The sequence below is a fragment of the Paenilisteria newyorkensis genome, from assembly GCF_000766145.1.
Lineage (GTDB): Bacteria > Bacillota > Bacilli > Lactobacillales > Listeriaceae > Listeria_A > Listeria_A newyorkensis.
Map to the genome: position 1 here is coordinate 400,886 of NZ_JNFB01000012.1, position 16,781 is coordinate 417,666.

20 protein-coding genes are annotated in these 16,781 nt (G+C 35.2%); 17 read left to right on the forward strand and 3 right to left on the reverse strand.

Going from position 1 to position 16,781, the window contains the following annotated elements:
• The first annotated feature begins 11 nt into the window (after nucleotides 1-11).
• The 3 genes from EP58_RS06510 to EP58_RS06525 all read left to right on the forward strand — a co-directional run bounded on the left by EP58_RS06510 (nucleotide 12) and on the right by EP58_RS06525 (nucleotide 1,751).
• A complete protein-coding gene (locus tag EP58_RS06510) occupies nucleotides 12-299 on the forward strand; it encodes a hypothetical protein (RefSeq protein ID WP_052171376.1) in 288 nt (95 codons plus the stop codon).
• Nucleotides 300-367: 68 nt separating this feature from the next.
• Nucleotides 368-1,222, forward strand: coding sequence for an N-acetylmuramoyl-L-alanine amidase (locus EP58_RS16955; RefSeq protein ID WP_241481001.1), 855 nt, complete (start codon nucleotides 368-370; stop codon nucleotides 1,220-1,222).
• Between the two features lie 31 nt (nucleotides 1,223-1,253).
• A complete protein-coding gene (locus EP58_RS06525) occupies nucleotides 1,254-1,751 on the forward strand; it encodes a hypothetical protein (protein WP_052171378.1) in 498 nt (165 codons plus the stop codon).
• 800 nt (nucleotides 1,752-2,551) lie between these two features.
• Here the strand turns inward: EP58_RS06525 and EP58_RS06535 are convergent.
• Both EP58_RS06535 and EP58_RS06540 read right to left on the reverse strand, forming a co-directional pair.
• The gene (locus tag EP58_RS06535) at nucleotides 2,552-3,238 is read right to left on the reverse strand and encodes a hypothetical protein (protein WP_036091390.1); all 687 of its coding nucleotides are present in this window, start codon (nucleotides 3,236-3,238) and stop codon (nucleotides 2,552-2,554) included.
• 388 nt (nucleotides 3,239-3,626) lie between these two features.
• On the reverse strand, nucleotides 3,627-5,135 hold the full coding sequence (locus EP58_RS06540; protein WP_036091393.1) for a P-loop ATPase, Sll1717 family: 1,509 nt from the start codon (nucleotides 5,133-5,135) through the stop codon (nucleotides 3,627-3,629).
• 564 nt (nucleotides 5,136-5,699) lie between these two features.
• On the opposite strand from EP58_RS06540, the gene EP58_RS06545 reads away from it, so the two are divergent.
• The 5 genes from EP58_RS06545 (at nucleotide 5,700) to EP58_RS06565 (ending at nucleotide 9,356) form a co-directional block, all read left to right on the forward strand.
• Nucleotides 5,700-5,918 carry a hypothetical protein gene (locus tag EP58_RS06545; protein ID WP_036091395.1) on the forward strand — a complete coding sequence of 73 codons (219 nt, stop codon included), beginning with the start codon at nucleotides 5,700-5,702 and terminating at the stop codon, nucleotides 5,916-5,918.
• 2 nt (nucleotides 5,919-5,920) lie between these two features.
• Nucleotides 5,921-6,211, forward strand: a complete 291-nt coding sequence (locus tag EP58_RS06550; RefSeq protein ID WP_036091397.1) for a hypothetical protein — start codon at nucleotides 5,921-5,923, stop codon at nucleotides 6,209-6,211.
• On the forward strand, nucleotides 6,211-7,677 hold the full coding sequence (locus EP58_RS16960; RefSeq protein ID WP_052171379.1) for a hypothetical protein: 1,467 nt from the start codon (nucleotides 6,211-6,213) through the stop codon (nucleotides 7,675-7,677). The genes EP58_RS06550 and EP58_RS16960 overlap by 1 nt, the downstream gene beginning before the upstream one ends.
• 11 nt (nucleotides 7,678-7,688) lie before the next feature.
• Nucleotides 7,689-8,027 (forward strand): hypothetical protein, encoded by a 339-nt coding sequence (locus EP58_RS06560; protein WP_036091398.1) that lies wholly within the window; start codon nucleotides 7,689-7,691, stop codon nucleotides 8,025-8,027.
• A 384-nt stretch (nucleotides 8,028-8,411) separates the two neighbouring features.
• On the forward strand, nucleotides 8,412-9,356 hold the full coding sequence (locus EP58_RS06565) for a tyrosine-type recombinase/integrase (RefSeq protein WP_036091401.1): 945 nt from the start codon (nucleotides 8,412-8,414) through the stop codon (nucleotides 9,354-9,356).
• Between the two features lie 35 nt (nucleotides 9,357-9,391).
• Here EP58_RS06565 and EP58_RS06570 read toward each other — a convergent pair whose 3' ends face one another.
• Nucleotides 9,392-9,721 (reverse strand): helix-turn-helix transcriptional regulator, encoded by a 330-nt coding sequence (locus tag EP58_RS06570; protein ID WP_036091403.1) that lies wholly within the window; start codon nucleotides 9,719-9,721, stop codon nucleotides 9,392-9,394.
• Nucleotides 9,722-9,846: 125 nt separating this feature from the next.
• On the opposite strand from EP58_RS06570, the gene EP58_RS06575 reads away from it, so the two are divergent.
• From EP58_RS06575 to EP58_RS06615, 9 genes are all read left to right on the forward strand, one after another.
• A complete protein-coding gene (locus EP58_RS06575; protein ID WP_036091405.1) occupies nucleotides 9,847-10,068 on the forward strand; it encodes a helix-turn-helix transcriptional regulator in 222 nt (73 codons plus the stop codon).
• Nucleotides 10,065-10,553, forward strand: coding sequence for a hypothetical protein (locus tag EP58_RS06580; protein WP_036091407.1), 489 nt, complete (start codon nucleotides 10,065-10,067; stop codon nucleotides 10,551-10,553). Before EP58_RS06575 ends, EP58_RS06580 begins: the two co-directional genes overlap by 4 nt.
• A gap of 59 nt (nucleotides 10,554-10,612) precedes the next feature.
• Nucleotides 10,613-11,044: a hypothetical protein gene (locus tag EP58_RS06585; protein ID WP_036091409.1), complete on the forward strand. Its 432-nt coding sequence runs from the start codon at nucleotides 10,613-10,615 to the stop codon at nucleotides 11,042-11,044.
• 771 nt (nucleotides 11,045-11,815) lie between these two features.
• Nucleotides 11,816-12,538, forward strand: coding sequence for a hypothetical protein (locus tag EP58_RS06590; RefSeq protein WP_036091411.1), 723 nt, complete (start codon nucleotides 11,816-11,818; stop codon nucleotides 12,536-12,538).
• Between the two features lie 181 nt (nucleotides 12,539-12,719).
• The gene (locus EP58_RS06595; protein WP_036091413.1) at nucleotides 12,720-13,013 is read left to right on the forward strand and encodes a hypothetical protein; all 294 of its coding nucleotides are present in this window, start codon (nucleotides 12,720-12,722) and stop codon (nucleotides 13,011-13,013) included.
• A gap of 22 nt (nucleotides 13,014-13,035) precedes the next feature.
• Nucleotides 13,036-13,350: a hypothetical protein gene (locus EP58_RS06600; RefSeq protein WP_036091415.1), complete on the forward strand. Its 315-nt coding sequence runs from the start codon at nucleotides 13,036-13,038 to the stop codon at nucleotides 13,348-13,350.
• Entirely contained in the window at nucleotides 13,337-14,812 is a 1,476-nt protein-coding gene (locus tag EP58_RS16965; RefSeq protein ID WP_052165011.1) for a T7SS effector LXG polymorphic toxin, read from the forward strand. The genes EP58_RS06600 and EP58_RS16965 overlap by 14 nt, the downstream gene beginning before the upstream one ends.
• A 17-nt stretch (nucleotides 14,813-14,829) precedes the next feature.
• Nucleotides 14,830-15,540, forward strand: a complete 711-nt coding sequence (locus EP58_RS06610) for a PoNe immunity protein domain-containing protein (RefSeq protein WP_036091417.1) — start codon at nucleotides 14,830-14,832, stop codon at nucleotides 15,538-15,540.
• A gap of 301 nt (nucleotides 15,541-15,841) precedes the next feature.
• Nucleotides 15,842-16,729 (forward strand): hypothetical protein, encoded by an 888-nt coding sequence (locus EP58_RS06615; protein ID WP_036091419.1) that lies wholly within the window; start codon nucleotides 15,842-15,844, stop codon nucleotides 16,727-16,729.
• Nucleotides 16,730-16,781: the final 52 nt, after the last annotated feature.

A 16,781-nucleotide genomic window follows, 5' to 3' on the forward strand; every position in this document is an offset into this window, starting at 1 on the left:
GGGTGGTAATTATGAGTACAAAAAAGCAATGGGTTACGCAATTGACAGGTTTGTTGATGGCCATTTATAGCTTGTTAATGACACTGAATCTTCATTTTGACTGGTTAACTGTAGAAAGTATTAACGCTGCAGTTACTGTGATTGTTGCAGCAGTTGTATTTGGAGGAACGCTTTACGCAGTTTTCAAAAATACATTCCTATTTAAGAATGGGAAACGCCAAGCTGAGCTAATTGAAAAAGGAAAGCTATACGAATGCGGTGAAACGGAAGCAACAGAAAATGGAGAGGATGATAAATAATGACAAAATATACGGTGGAAAAGAAACTAATTCCGGGGTTACCTCAAAACAAAATTATTAGTAGTAATATGGTAGTTGCACATGAAACTGCAAATCCTAGTTCTACTATTGATAATGAGGTAACGTATATGACGAGAAATTGGCAAAACGCATTCGTAACTCATTTTGTAGGCGGTGGTGGCCGTGTTGTTCAAGTTGCAAGTACAGGCTATACGCAATGGGGAGCTGGTGCGAAAGCTAACGGATATGCTTACGCACAAGTTGAATTATGCCGCACGAAAGACAAAGCGCAATTTGCGAAAGACTATGCCGTGTATTGTCAATTACTTGCTGACCTAGCGAAGCAGGCTGGGATTCCAGTGACACTAGATACAGGTTCTAAAGTGACTGATAAAGGCATTAAATCGCACAAATGGGTAACGGATAAATTAGGAGGTACCAATCATCAAGACCCTTACGCATACTTGGCTTCATGGGGCATTGATAAAGCTCTATTTGCAGCAGATTTGGCAAAAGCGAGTGGAACAATAGCACCTACTACGCCTAAGCCACAGCCAACCCCTAGTAAACCATCTGCGAATTCAGGAGGTAGCATTGTTGACTATCTAAACAGTAAAAAAATTGATTCCAGCATGGCGAATCGTAAAAAGCTAGCAGTCAAATATGGCATTGCAAACTACACTGGCACATCTACACAAAATACAGCGCTATTGAATAAACTGAAAGCAGGTGCTGCGCCAACTCCGAGCAAACCAGTTCAATCAGGATATAAGGGAACGTCGTTAGTTGATTATCTGGTATCAGTTAAGAAAGCATCTGATTACTATTCACGTTCAAAATACGCTCATCAGTATGGGATTGATGCCTATCGTGGTAGTACTTCGCAAAACTTACAGTTATTGAAGAAAATGCGTGGATTCTAAAAAATATAATAATGAAAAGGGAGTTTATAAAATGAAAAAATTGATGGTTATGCTTATGGCGGGGTTGCTAGTATTTAGCGTCCCGTCTATTACGTTTGCACAAAAGGATATTGCTGTGGAAGATACGGGGATTTTTAACATGAAATTTGGCTCAAATAAGAAACTGTTACGCACAGTACCACGAGGCGCTATTGTGAATTATATTGGTGATGGCAAATTATTGTTTCGCGGTACTACGGGCTTTTCGCTTTTAACACAAAGACTATGCCCGGTGTCATCGAATGGGTGGTATGCTGCTGTTATGAAGAAAACAATTAGACTCCCTGGTGATTCTGGTGGTGCTAACATGGGTGTAAATGAGGTTGTTAGGGTTAAACCAACTGTTACTAAGAAAATCAGCGGAGTGACTTATATACGTTGTGCTGTTTTTTCAGATGCTTGGGGATGGAATTTCTGGGTTAAGTCTTCCGATGTACTTCGGGTTGATAACTACGGTTTCGATAATATCGCACGGTTTACAACTTTATAAACAAAATAGGCCTCCGAATTATTTTCGGGGGCCTATTTCGTTTTCAAGAAGGTGAATTAAATAATTTTCAGTTAAGTTCCTACGTCGATGCCCTGAAATAAAATTTTTTATTGGATAAGCAAAGAAATAGAAAGCCATAAGAATAATAGAGAGAGGAACTAGGGGATCAGACTCATAATACTTCACTAATAAGGAGGTAATGATTCCAAAGATTGCTGTAATTCCAAGTATAATTAGAGTTGGGATGGGTACACTTTTTTTAGCCTTTAAATAAGCTAAAAGTAATTCTTTATCATAAATAGATAATGATTGTAAATTGGAATTAATACTTTTCATTTTATTAAATGTATCTGTATGGGTATAATTTTTTTCTTTATTAATTGAAAAGGGCAAGATTTCAAAATTAATAAGTAGATCTTCCCCATCTTTAAAATATTTCGTTGAAAACTCATAAGTTGGTGAAATTATAAGGCCGATAGCTATTAAATAAATAAATATTAAATATATAGAAGATATTATCAGTAAAATATCTTTTCTATGGTCGAGGGTAACCCAAGATGCGATTGGAAAACTTAGTAGTAAGAAAATAATAGTAGCAACAAAAAAGACTATCAGTGTACGCCACTTTTTATCGTAGAGCCAAGTAATAAAATTAACTATGATAATTCCTCCTATAATCTATTATGTGTTGGATGGTTTCTATAATAATTTTTGAGTCTGGAAAAGCTTTCAATTTTTATCAAATCGTGGAACTGTTTATCACCATGGGAAAGAAAAATACCTAGGTATCAAACAGATGGTTAATCTGATTTTTTCCTATACCTATTTAATTTTTGTTTGTTATTATTTAATTGAGGTTTTGTCTGTTTAGGTTTTCTCGATGTAATGTAAAGTGCTGCGCAAAGCGCTGAGGTGACTAAAAATGACGCAATGCAATAAATACTCTCTAAAGATCCGACATTAAGACTTGTTACAGTTAACAGTCCGGACATCAACGTAAAGAAGATAAGCGGGATATAAAATATAAAGGAATATTTTAGACATAACATTAGAAAAGCAACACATGCTAAGGTTGCTATCACTACTACGATTAGGAAGGATGCTATAGCCATGGGAGAGATAATCCATGATAGGAGAGCCATATCTTTTTGTACTTCTATATCAGTTACCCCAGAAGTGTTCAGAGCATAGGTTATTAGCGAAAGAGCAGTCAAGTTAGCAAAAAACACGACGCAAACCCCCAGATAGTTGTAGTAGGCTGTATTAATTTCTTTGAATAACTTTTTTTGAACAATCTTAGATATGTTTTTATTACCAAAAAGTATAGAAGGTAGGAATGTAGCTGATATGTTGTAAAAAATAACCAAACCCAGCTCAGACACATCTTCGCTAACTAAGTAAGAAGTTATGATTATACTAAGTAGAACTTGTATTCCTCTTATCACTGCCCAGGTTTCATCCCAGGTCCATTTTATTTCTTTTTCCAAATTCAATCACCTCGTAGGAAAATGTATTTCTGTGACTCTTTGCATTTAGTGGAGAACAGGACTCTAGTAGCCTAGTATCTCTGCCTATAGTTTATATCGTATCAGGTAATGTCTATACTATCAAGAAAAATATGGATTTTAAAAAACTAGATTAGGATATTAGTAAATGAGTGTTCTGGTTTTCTTCGATTGGATTATTAAAATTCAATAAGAATCGTATTAATGTTGATTAATAATTGGTTTGAATGTATAATTGTGTGGTAGTATATAAGTAAGTAGTATTTTAATCGCGTGGAAACTTACCTAAGATGAGGACGCTGTAATTAGGGGGTAAGTGATCAGATGGTGGTTACATCTGAAAAAAGAACTCCTAAAAAAGGAGTTCTTTTTATATGTTTAATGTTTTGAAAAGTGCGTGATGGGGTATCATATTTTTGGCTAGGTTTAGCCCGGTTAGCGAGTTATCTCTGTAAACAAAGGAATATTGCGGTTTATCACTTCTATATGTCCATGTATTTCCTATAATACTTGAATTATAGAGCGCATGTAAAAGGTCTTCAATGGAGTCAATTTTAGCATAATTTGTCTTATGGTTATTATAGAAAGATTTCACAGTGGCTATTTGGAATTTTCTTTTTTTCATATCACTTAAAAGCTTTATTCCCGTCTCCAACAGAGCCCTTTCTTCAGGAGTTTTAATAACCATTTCATTTTGTATTTCACTCATGAATTTTTTAGAGTAGTCTGGTAAAGATTGCATAATTTTTTCCGCAGAAAAAGAATTAGAATCGGGAAATGATTCTGCTACTGTGTTAAGAAATAGAATGAAATCTCTAGGACGTCCTCTTGTATACTTTGTGAAATAGCTAATAAAATCGGTATTATTAATTGTTTCAGGGAATAATAAACTATATAGTTTGCTATCGCTTATAGAGTTTAGTTTTTGATTGGAACTTCTTATTTTTTTAAAAATAATTTGGAGGATTGGATGTTCATAACTCTTTTGATAGTTCCTTAACCAATAAAGACCTATAGAATTGGTTGTCTCTATTTTAGCGAAATTATGACTGTGGGCATTTAAAGAATTGGATACATCTCGTCTCAAAAGAAAGAGATATTTGCTTTGCTTAATATCTTCTCTTTTCTTTATAGTGGCGAATTTTTGGTTTAGAGATTTCCCCTCGATAAGAAGCGTATCTATAAATTTATAAAATTCTTGACTTTTATGAGGTTCACTTAAGGAATCCAAATCGTCAAATATGACAGAATATGAATGTCTTTTCATTTGCTTGTATACATATTTTTTTAAGTCATCGATTTTATCAAAATAATCTTTAGGTTTTAAATTATACCCTTTTTTTGTGGTGATTGTAGTAGAATGATCCGAGAGGCTTTTTGATTGAATACTATTTGTACTTTCGTGAGTTGCAGACTGTATCTTTGTATTTTTTAAGCTTTTATTTTTATATTCATTTGAATGTAAAATTTTATTTAGTTTACGAACATGTGTAAAAGGTATTTTAGAAAGTATAGGGTGATTCTCTACGATTAGTTTGGCTGTTTGGGATAATAAGAGCCACTGGATAAATGATTGGCGATACTCATGGGTAACATCATTGTCGGAAAACTCTTTTAGCTTGTCCATTAATAGTTCTCCAGAGTTTATTATTTCACAATGTTGATTTTTAATTTGATTCATTTTTTTACTATAAAAACTGCCAAGCATCGTTTTCCCGGTTCCTTTTTCGCCGATAACGATAAAATTCTTAGGTTCCTGTAATTTCTCAAATCTGCTTTCATCGTCAAAAAAAATAGTTTCGAAGTGTTCACGCTGTAGCTCATCTTCAGCTGCAGTTTCTCCAAAGAATAAATCTTTTAGTTTTAATTCGATATCCAAAATTAGTCATCCCTTTTTTGTTTTTTTCTATATTATAGCATACCCCTTCCAACTCTAGTGAATAATTTAATGTTTATTTTATCGGTATGAGATGCCTAGAAGAAGACTACTCTCATCTGCTTTACTTCCAACTTCCTATATAGATATGGTGTAATTACTGCTATGATATACCAAATTAAGGTGTGTTTGAGATGGGAGGGTTAAAATGGATATAAAATATAAAGAGAATGAATTGGGATAAATCTGAAAAGGTGCTTAAATCACCGATTGAATTAGGCTGGGGAAAGGTGTGACGGATCATTTAAAGAAAATATACAAGAATTTCAAAGGTGCTCAAAATGAAATTTCGAAAAGATGATAGTGATGACGCAATTTCATTCTCATTAACGGATAAAGAAAACATCTATCAAAAATGTTTGAAAAATTGGAAGTACTTCATACCTATGCAGGTGATGAAGGAAGTATCAAGTGACTTATGAAGTTTCTCATTTGGGAGTCTTTTTTATTTTTTATATATTTGCTATAATGAATATTGGAAGATACTAACACGAGAGGAAGTGTCCTATGCCACATTACGAACAAGTTCGACACACGATATCTGCTAGAAAGCGTAGTTTAGAGAGTATAGTGGATGGTATTAAGAACAGGGAAAATGGGATTCAAGATGAAAATCACGAAATAGAGGAAAAAATGATACATAGGCTTCAACAAATAGAAGCGGAAGCCAAAGACATGATTTCCCGCTGTGAGCAAACAGAAAACGCTTTACGGAGGGAGATATAATCATGGCCACACAAATTGATATAGACACAGCTTGGGTTTTGAAACAATTAAAAAAGGGCGAGCAGGCGGTATCGGATTTTAAAGCCGAGGCGACAAAGATCCAGCACACCATGGATAAATTGAATAAGCAGATTTCCCCTGATTTTATGACACGCTATATTGAAGTAAAAGAAGGATTAGTAACAGAAATAAAAGCGGACCAATTTACGAAGTTAAAACAAGCTTTTGTGGATAGCCAAACCGCAGTGCGTGCGTTCATCGAAACGGATGCCAAGTTAGGAGGCAAAGGCTGATGGACTTTAAAATCAATATGGGAGAATTGGAGGATGTACTGACGTCCCTGCACAAAATGAAGGCGTGTTTAGAGACGTTGGATAGTGTCTTAGTGAATGTTCAAGATGCTGTGTCTAAGCAAAAGGGGAAACTAGTGGATGCCCTCTCGATGGAATTCGGCGCCCACCGAGACGACATTTCCCGGCAACAAGGTACGGTGACAAAACTCTATACGTATCTGGAGAAGTATGTAAATGATTTGAAATCGATTGATAGCCCAACCTATCGGAACAGAGATATGTTAATAGATGCTAGGGGACTTCAAAAACTAGCAGAAACCCAGCGTGATATTCTGGACCACGCGAAGAGTGACGTATTCCGCGTGCCGCAACCGAGTATCGGGACAATTCCAGATGATCCAGATGAGCTTTGGGTGATGCGTCATAACCAAGGCCTGATGGAAGATTTAGATGATTTCTTACGGCAGAAATTAACGCAATTACAGCAAAATGAAGGCGAAGCGATGCACCGAATTAGCCAAGATATGCGGTGGTTGATGGAAATGGATCGTGAACACGCTTCTAAAATAGAGAAAGATTATCGCCAATATGATCGAAATAAAGTACGTCAAATCGGGGCATCTACAAGAGATTCTATTTTCGGATTCGGAAAAAGAGCGATAGAAAGCTTGAAACATCCGGAGAAACAGCTAGAAAGTATTGCTATGTTGATGAAAAATTTAAAAAGTGATCCATCGGGAACGCTAGGCATGATGTGGAATGGCATTGTAGAAAGCTATTTAGAGCCCTATAAAAAAGGGGATGCTTACGGTTTAGCAAGTAGTACGATTTTATTTGCTAGTTTATTTGGAATTACAAAAGGAATTAATGACCTTGGAAAAATAAAAAATTTGAATACAGCCAGTGTAATTTCTAATGAAGCGAATTATGGGAGTAAGTTACATGATTTTCAGAAAGAAATGGATAAGCTCCCTCACTCTGGGTTCTCTTCGAAAATAGAGGATGGCGTAATAAGTACTCCGAAGGGAGAGCGACCATCCCCAGGAAGATATATGACAGACGTAGAAATCAAAAAACATTTAGCGCTATTTGATGACGGGGCAGTGAAAATTCAAAGCAAAGAAGCATTTGAAAGTTCTCAAAAGTATTATGGCAGTGATATTGGTGATCCGCTAACAGGAACTTATGTATTACCCAAAAATACAGTATCGGCGGCTATCAATGCATCTGGCGGTAATCCAAGGGTTTTAGAAAAATTATTAGGTCTAGAGCCTGGCTATTTAGGTGATTCTCCTATACTATTAAATATTGAGAAGGTAAACAACATTAGGATTCCATCTGGCAATGAGTCGGGGGCGTGGCAAGGATATTGGCTTCCAGGAGGTTTCACAGATGGGGGCGTTCCAGAGGCAGTTATTGATCAAATTAAGTCAACGGATTATACTGTATCTAAGATATATAAATAAGGAGTGAGGACATGGAAAAAATTCATCGAGGTAATGGCTTTGCTGTTATTGAAAAAGAAGGCGAATATCAAATATCTTGGCCTCAAGGCCCATATGATCAACCGGTGTTTTATCCAATATCAAAGGAAAATGCCGATAGAGCTTTTAAGTCGCCACAAGATGCTTACGAAGTGATGATTTACGCAGAGACAGGCCAATGGCCAAATGTAAAAGAAGAGAAACATAATAAAGATAGAGAGTTAATAAAAAAATTCCCAGAACTACTCATTAGAATTCCATCAAACCAAGAATTATTTACAGAAGATGAACTTAAAGAACTGATGCCACTGGCCAAACAAGCATTGGAGTAGGGGCTAAGTAAAACACCGATCAGAATTCGACCGGTGTTTTACTTCATATGTGTGGGGCAGAAAAGGGGCAGAGCTACATACCTTTGTATACTTTTGTGTACTTTTTACTTGTGAAATGAAACTTAGAAATATAGCAATACGAATGCGTGTACTCTTGTATAATGTGAAATACTTATCGGCACGCATAATTGAGGGCCTAGTGGGGTAAAACCCGTGGAGGTTCAAGTCCTCTCGGCCGCATCATTTTGGATTAAGAATACTGTAATATCAATAAGTTTGTGAGTCCTGCGCGTATGTCAATTCCGCCACGACCGCAAGCTTTTTTGATAGGCTAAATGAGTCTCTGACCTAGTGGGTAAGTCTAGTGGGGAGGTCATTTTTTTTATGAGAAGAAGTAATCGATTAAGTGCAGAAGAGAAGGCAATCGTTTACCAAACGATTGTGCCTGACGATAATTTTGTATTAGAGGAATTTATACGATCAAGAAGGATTAGAAATGTACGGGAAACGACTATTAAGTACTATGTGGATGCAATTAATGTTCTCAAAAGAGATAGGGACTATATTCAGGTTGAGAAGCCTGTCATGCATCTGTCGCAGAGAGACCTTGAGGACATGATTATGTATTGGAAAGGATTTATGAGGATTAATACAATTAATAGCAAAATAAAGGCTATTAAGGCGTATTATAACTATCTTTATCAGCAAGGTTTTATAAAGGTAAACCCCTGTGAAAATCTTAGTTTATTAAGAGTCAGAGAAGAAATAAGAGAGACTTTAAATTCTGATGAAATTAAGAAAATAGCTAACCATTTCAAGAAAAAAGAAACGTTTAGTTCTTATCGAGATTTGGTTATTTTCCAATTGTTATTAGATACGGGAGTGCGTATTTCGGAAGCAGTCGGTATTAATATACAAGATATTCATAATGATTATATCGTTGTTGTCGAATCAAAGAACCTTAAGCAGAGAATAGTCTATATTTCGAAGGGAATGAAGGAGAAATTAGACTCCTATTTAAAAATACGAGGAGATATTTCGCATACCAAAGTATTTATTAATAGAGATCAGCTTCCATATAGTAAAAATACGTTTCAGCAGAATCTCAGAGAAGCTGGTAAGGCGTGCAAGGTGCAAAAACAAGTAAGTCCTCATGTTTGTAGGAGAACTTACGCTAAAAATGCAATTTTGGCAGGTATGGATGCTTTTTCACTTGCTACTTTGTTAGGGCACTCATCCTTAGAGGTCACGAAGAGATATGTCCAGATATGGGGGAATGATCTAAAAGGGCAGTCCAAACTGAAAAAGGATTATAGCAAATTATTTTAAGACATTCCATGACCAACAAGGCAGAGTGAGCATGGTTAATTAAGGAAATTTTGACGTTCTTCTTCTTGCTTTTTTAACAAGCGCATGTAGTTAATTACTAATTCCTTATCAGAGGCATTTAAAGACTCATAGAGCTTGTTAAAAGACAACTGGCGGTATTCCTCTTCATTGTCTACAAAATAGCTGATAGGCTGTTCTAGGACTCTAGAAAGGGCATGAAAGTTTTCTGACTTTGGCTCGGTACGCCCAACTTCCCAGCTTGCAACAGCTTGTTGTGATACATTGATTAGTCGAGCTAACTCTACTTGAGATAACCTTTTCTTTTGTCTGGCGTGTTTAATTTTGTCACTATATTTTACATTCATAATTAACACCTCATACTATACATTACAACGAATTGTTGTATAAAAAAATAAAAAAGATTAAATACTACTAATAAGAGTTGATAACAACTATTTGTAGTTATATAATGAAATTGGGAGGGGAAAGAATGAATCAACTTGGTAAATTACGAGAAAGCATGGGATTATCTCAGAAAAGCTTGGCAGATGTGCTGAATATTAAACAACAGACGGTTAGCTCATGGGAGAGAGGGAGAACAAGCCCATCTCCATATTACATGCAAAAAATTGAAGGTATTTTTGGAGTGAAGAAGGAAATAATATTTCAAGATGCTTTTTATAAAGGCGAAGAGGGAGGGATAGAACTATGAAACGTTGGATAATCAGCTTTGGTATGATTTTGCTAATCTTAAATATGACTGCGTGTGCTACAGTTTCTGATGATGAAAATGTGGATAAGCCACCTAGTCCAGAAGTGTATGAAGAAGCAGTATCTGTTAAGGTTGGCGCATTAAGGCGTGCTTACGATAGGTACTATGATCTTTTGGTTTATAATGTTATCACTAGCAAAGAATGGCAAGAAGCATTTTCAGAGGCAGTAAGTGATTTAGAGAAATGTGCACTAGAAGTTCAGAATTTGCGCCCAGCAAAAGGCTACGATATTGTACAGGATAACTTAAATAAAGCATCAGAAGGTATATTATTTATTACAGAGAATGTAGTAGATGCTGCGTTTAACTATAATCAAGGTATGTTGATAGAAATTTCATCCGTAAAAGAGGATGTAGATATGTATTTATTGGATGCGGATAATGCACTTAAAACGAAACAAGGCAATGATCCTGAACTACAATAATGCAATTGAGAAATCGGAAAATAAGAGGCATTCATAAAAAAGAGAGAAGAGGAATAAATTTGCTGAATATTATTATAACAATTGCACTTGCTGTTATTGCGGGAACACTTATCAATCAGTATACATCGGGAATGCTTAAACAAGTGCTTATGATCATTTTAATTGTAGTTGGCGTAATCTTTACAGTAAAAGAGTGCTCAAATAATCAATTGGTAGGAAATGAGTATAGTCTAAGTGGTGAGCAACGTTATCAAATAAAGATTGAAGATAATAATCTGATACAGACGAGAATTAGTGGTAACGATTTGCTGAAATATAAAAAGAAAGGTAAGAATTTAATTATAGACCAAGATGATGTATACAATAATTATATTGATTCTGTGGTAGACGTAAGGTTTGTTTTGTCAGACAGAAACAACAAGCTGACTATGATGATTCAGTATGATGACGGATCAGAAAAAGAGATGGGCGTATACAAAAGAATTGATTAGTTAACCCCACCCCGTTCATATAGCGCTATACACCACCCCCGTAGCTTATATACTCCTGATATACAGCTTAAGGGGTGTGTTTTTAGTTAAAAAGCTATAACAATAATTAAAATTTTTTTGATCAAGGTATAGCAAAAAAATAACTGAATAGTAAGATAAAATACTATTTTTCCTGATATAGAATCATCAATATATACCTTGATGATAAAAATGAACTAAAGTAGAAACAGTACTATTCAGTGGTGTTTTTCTAAATTATAGTATTAAATAGTTAGTTTGAAAATACACATACATATCCTGATAACCTATTATTTAATAGTTTACTGATTAAATTTATTTCTGACAAAAAAGGGCATAATTATGGTATTATATAGGTGGGATTAATAATTAATAGAGATTATTTGAATCTGTTAAACTAGCTTGATTAGGAATCTGATTATTATAGTATTAAAGTGAAAACAGGTTTAATTTATGTATCAATAAAATTACTTACTTGTAAGTAAAAGTAATGGGGCGGATGCCCGCCCTCTTATTCAAGGGCACGTCGTGCCCTCGAAAAGATTCCCTCCATGAGCTTACCCAGCTCAACGGGGGGGATTACTTTCTAGTTCCACTAACTCACTGCGTTCGTTTGTGTCCTAGAAAGTAGTCCCTTTTTTAATTAAGTAATTTATTTATTAATTTTTAAATTAAGTTATTAATAGAATTATTTATATCATAGTATATATGCACATTGTAATAGCCTATTGCTTCACCTAAGGAGGAAAAATTTTGAATGAGGATATAAAAATTTATACAGAGGAAGAAATTTTGGATTACTTTTTACAAAAAAACCAAAAGAGAATTAGTAAATTAGAGATAAGGCTTAAAAATAAGTTTAAAGGCAAACGTTATTATTACATACATGAAAATCTATTAATGGATTTCCAACGTGAGATATACAATCAGATTCATAGAGAACTGGATAAAGCTAAGGAAAGAGAAATGAACATTAATGAGTTTTATGAACTACTGATTAATAACAAGAGTGCTATACCAAATCTGTCAGGGTCAATGCTAACTGAAAACATATTGAGGAGCGCGGAAAGAGATACCATTATATTAACATTGAAGGAAGAATTTGGACGGGTGCGAAAGAGTGAAAAGGAAAGAGAGAACGAAAAATCAGAAAAGGGCGTCGTGGACAATAACTATAAGGTTAAAATACCAAATAAATTTGATGCTGATTTAGCTCTAATAAATCAGATACCGGGTAGGAATATAGCCAATGAAGTAGATCTTATATTGACTATAGAATCGGCATTAATTCATATTGATGAGAATAAATTGTTGACAGATAACGAGGTTAATATTTTTTGTACTATGCTTTTAGTGGATTCAGATGAACAAGCGGCTATGCAAACAGGTATAACATTAAAAAGCTATCAACAAGCGAAGCGTAGGTTGCTGAATAAAATGAATAAATTGTTTCAGGAATATCAGAATATAGAGTAATGAAACTGCATTGTTCTCTAGCAACATTTAGTGAGTATGTTGAGAAGGGATACAGTTAATAGTGCTTTTCAGTAAAAATTGAGAATAAGTAATGTAGTTGGATAAAACAGGCTATTCCGTATCACTAAGCTATGGTATAATATTTCCATGAAGACTAGATAAAGGAAGGAATGAGCATCAAGTGGCAAAGAAAATACAGCTACCAAGTGGTAGGTTATCGGAACATGCAACGGCGATGGGAAAGAATCCAGATGCATTGGCATTCAAATTACGTCCGAATGTTGCCTATTCCACAGGCACGGCGCAAGAGTTAGTCTATGATTGTATGGAAATGACGCAATTTTTGCAAGCGTTTCCGAGTGCGTTTGTAAAGGACGGACAGAACTTGAAGAATGTAGAGAAAGCTTTTGTGGCATCGGAAAAAGCACTGGGACAAATGTTGCAATCAGGATTGGATTTTGTCAGTAAGAAATAATCATGTAGGGGGCATAAGGAAGATGGAAAAAGAGAGAAGACTACTAGAAAAACGATTAGAAGAAAGCATCAATAAACGGCGGAAATTAGAAGACATTCAGATAGGATTGATTCAGCTGAATCGGGATAAAGCTAATATTCTTGTGAACTTTAGTGAGGCGTGGCAAGGGCAGAAAGCTGATCAAACGATGAGTAGACTGGAAGATGCGGTAGAAGAGGAATGGCGTGAGACACGCAAATACGTGAATGCGTTAGAAGACGAAATCATCGAGGAAAAGCGACAAATTCGAATCCAGTTGGATAAGTTGAAGGAGAATCCGAAAAATGGCGCGCATTGATATTGCAGAAGTACATAATTTTGTGTCGGTGTTTATTGCCGAGTCCAAGCGAGTACAACAAGAATTAGATCTGCGTAAAACGGCAATTGGAAGTTTTTTATCAGATTCAGATATTCAAGGAGAAATCGGTGATCAAGCGAAGGCATATTATCGAGACGTTTACTATCCGCTTATTAAGGCTACGAAAAATAGCCTGCAGGATGCCGAGAGAAGATTGAAAAAGTATGTCTCGGATTTCTATTCCCAAGTAGATGCTTCGATGAATGCGAAGCTGGATTTGGCACGGATGTATGAATTACAAGCAGACATGCGGAAGTATGAGAACAAAATAGAGGCGTTGAAAGCAGATACTAATTCCGCGGCCAATAGCATGGCTTCCATTGGGAAAAATATTGGGTTACAATTAGGTATGGAGACAGCGATGGGGCAATTCCGTAAAGAAGAAGAGATATTGGAGAAGTATGAGCATTTTGAAGCGACACATCGTAACATGCTACGTGATGTATTGACAGATTTATATCAAGTGAAGCAAAGTCTGGCTCAGATTGAGAGTGGCGTTGCGTTTAATGCTTCGTCTCATATGTTCCAGCCGTCTAAGATAAAATTAGGCGCGCTGGCACCGAAAAAAGCGAAGAAGACGTTTAATTTCGATAAGTATGAAAAGACGTTGCAAGGAAACTACTGGGTACTAACGAAGAATGGTAAGACGGATGCGGATTGTGCAGAAGCTACGATTGCGTATAATGACGGATTAAGAGACGGCTCGGTTAAAGAAGTGAAGAGTGAGCAAGAAGACATTGATGCAGCAATCATAAAAGCCGCAATAGAAGGTAGATACTATTTCACAGATGAGCCAATTACTAGAGCGCAGAGTTTTTCTATCATAGCTGGTTTAGCAACAAGTCTAGTGGCTGTGCGTGCTCGCGGGCGCGTTTTTTCCAAAGATAATCTAAATAGTGTGAAGTCTGATTTAAAGATAAAAATGAATACGATTCCTCCAAATGTCCATACAACGCAGTTCAATATCATTAAGAAGGTGGAAAGTGGTAAAGTGCAGTTAGTTACAAACAAGCGCAAGGGTAACTACGGCGAGATGAAAATGGACGTTTATTTTGAGAGTACTACGTACAAGCGAATTAGTGGAGATCGTGTAACAGGGCTGAATGATAAAATTGTCAAAGGTATTGATGGCGTGTATGAGAATTCAAGTCCACCACCAAAGTATGTTATTGCGGAAGCTAAGTATGGAACTTCTCAATTAAGAAAAACAAAAGATGGTAAACAGATGAGTGATAGTTGGACTAACGGTGGGAAAACGGGTGTTAGACTCGAAAAATCAGTTGGAATTGATAAAGCAGATGATATTCTTCTAGAAGGTTACAACAGAGAGTTAGTTAATATTGCACCAGATGGCTCAATTACTGTTACTAAGCTCGATTCGAAAGGCAATGCTATAAAGTGAGAAGAGGTGGTTAAGCAATGATTAGAGATTATATTAAAGATGAGTTGTATTTTAAAGAATACATTGCACAGCAGAAGCAGCGGATTGAGAAATTTCAATTAAAGCTGGATGCTAATGAAGTAGCAGAAAATCGTGTATTTGCTGTCAAAGAGAAGATAGAGGCGCTAAAATTCCAAATACTCGTTGCAGGCTATTCTAGCGGTGAAAGATTTGGTACTTTGAAAGGGCAGTATGAGGAAATTGTTGCTAATATGGCTGATTTTTGGGATGTCGATGCTAGTTATTCGGATATTTTATGGATGCTATCGATTGGTATTATGCTTGAGATAGATGACAATTCTTTTGATTTATTGAAAGATCTGGTATTGCAAAGTGAGGAGCAAGATTTTTTACTTCGTTATTTAATACATTATCGAGATAGAGATGTTGATTTTATGAGTAGTCAATTTTTACATGAAGCACCATATATGTATTTGGGAGATGTTATAAACAAGGATCAGAATACTGCTGTGATTAGTTTGAAAAATTACCTGACAGAAAAATGGTATGAGGGAAATGCGGATTCTGGTTGGTTTGATATTCATAATGAGAAAGAGAAGCTGTATTATGGGTATTGGAGTTTTGAGAGCGGGGCAATAGCTAAGATAATGGATTTAGATGATGACGTACTAAAAGGCGTTCCATTCTATCCTTACGATTTGGTTCATTATAAGAATAGTGAGGGATGATTTATTTAATGTTGCATGAAAATTAATCTAATTAACCTTGATTTAAGTTGCGCTTTATTATCCTGCTATATTTTGTTATTTTTAAGAAATTGTAAGGTTAATGAGCCTTACAATTTTTTTGTAATTATATAGTAGGACACTCGTAAATATACTATATGGACTAGCATTTAAATTTGAAAAACCAAGAGAACAACAATACAATCAGAGAGCGTTTGTAAATTCAACGATACTGTTCGATAAGTCACTAAGGGCGTTGAAGCTATAAATTTAAGAATCTGATTACTATGGGGGGAAGTGAATTATGAAAGATGTATTTCTGTACATTAAGATGATTAGGGAGTATACGGATAAAACAGTTAATATACCATTAACCTATGTTATTTTTCTAATAGGAATAATTTTATTTTATTGTCCTGAATATAATAAATTATTAAACGTATCAGAATGGATTCCGAAAAAATTACAAAACATTGTGCTAATTCCAATAAATTATGTATATGATAATCTTGTAGTGATACTAGGAGCTTTAATTGTTTTATTTTTTGTGTTATCTCTAGTATCATATTTACCTTGGTGGAAGGTAACTCCAAAAGAAAGAGATTTTGCAGATAATACTACTGAGAGTTGGAATATTTACAGTGGTATAAGAAGATTATTGAGCATTATTGTGCTTTTAATTACATATTACTGGGTTTATTATTTCTTTTTAAATACTATCTTCTTAACATCTCACTACACTGCATTTCTTGCCAATCCTTTAATAATAGAAAGTGGAGATTTAGCAGATTATCTTTTCTCATTAAATCTGGTGTTCTTATTTTGTTATATAGTACGTTCATTATTTTTATTAAAAAGTAGGACTGATATAAATTCTATTGAACACAATAAGTTACGTAGATATATTATTTTAAACAGTTTCGAGTACAGAGGAGAGTCTGAGGAAGAGTTCGAAATAGTGCTATTAAAATCTAAGTACTTAGCGAAGACGGAGTATTTAATCGCGGAAGCTCAGAAGAGCAGGAAGGAAGCTTTGTTTGATCCAAAATGGGGTGAACGCAAGTATATTATATCTAAGCTTAAAAATAGCGAAATATATTATAAGGTATTGAATCAATCTAGGGATTTATCGGAAGTAATTTACCATATGGACGTATTAAAGGATAAAAAAATTGTTGGAAGACGTATGTAATAGTCGGGTATGATTATTCCGCATACGATACTAAAATTTGGAGTCTCGAACT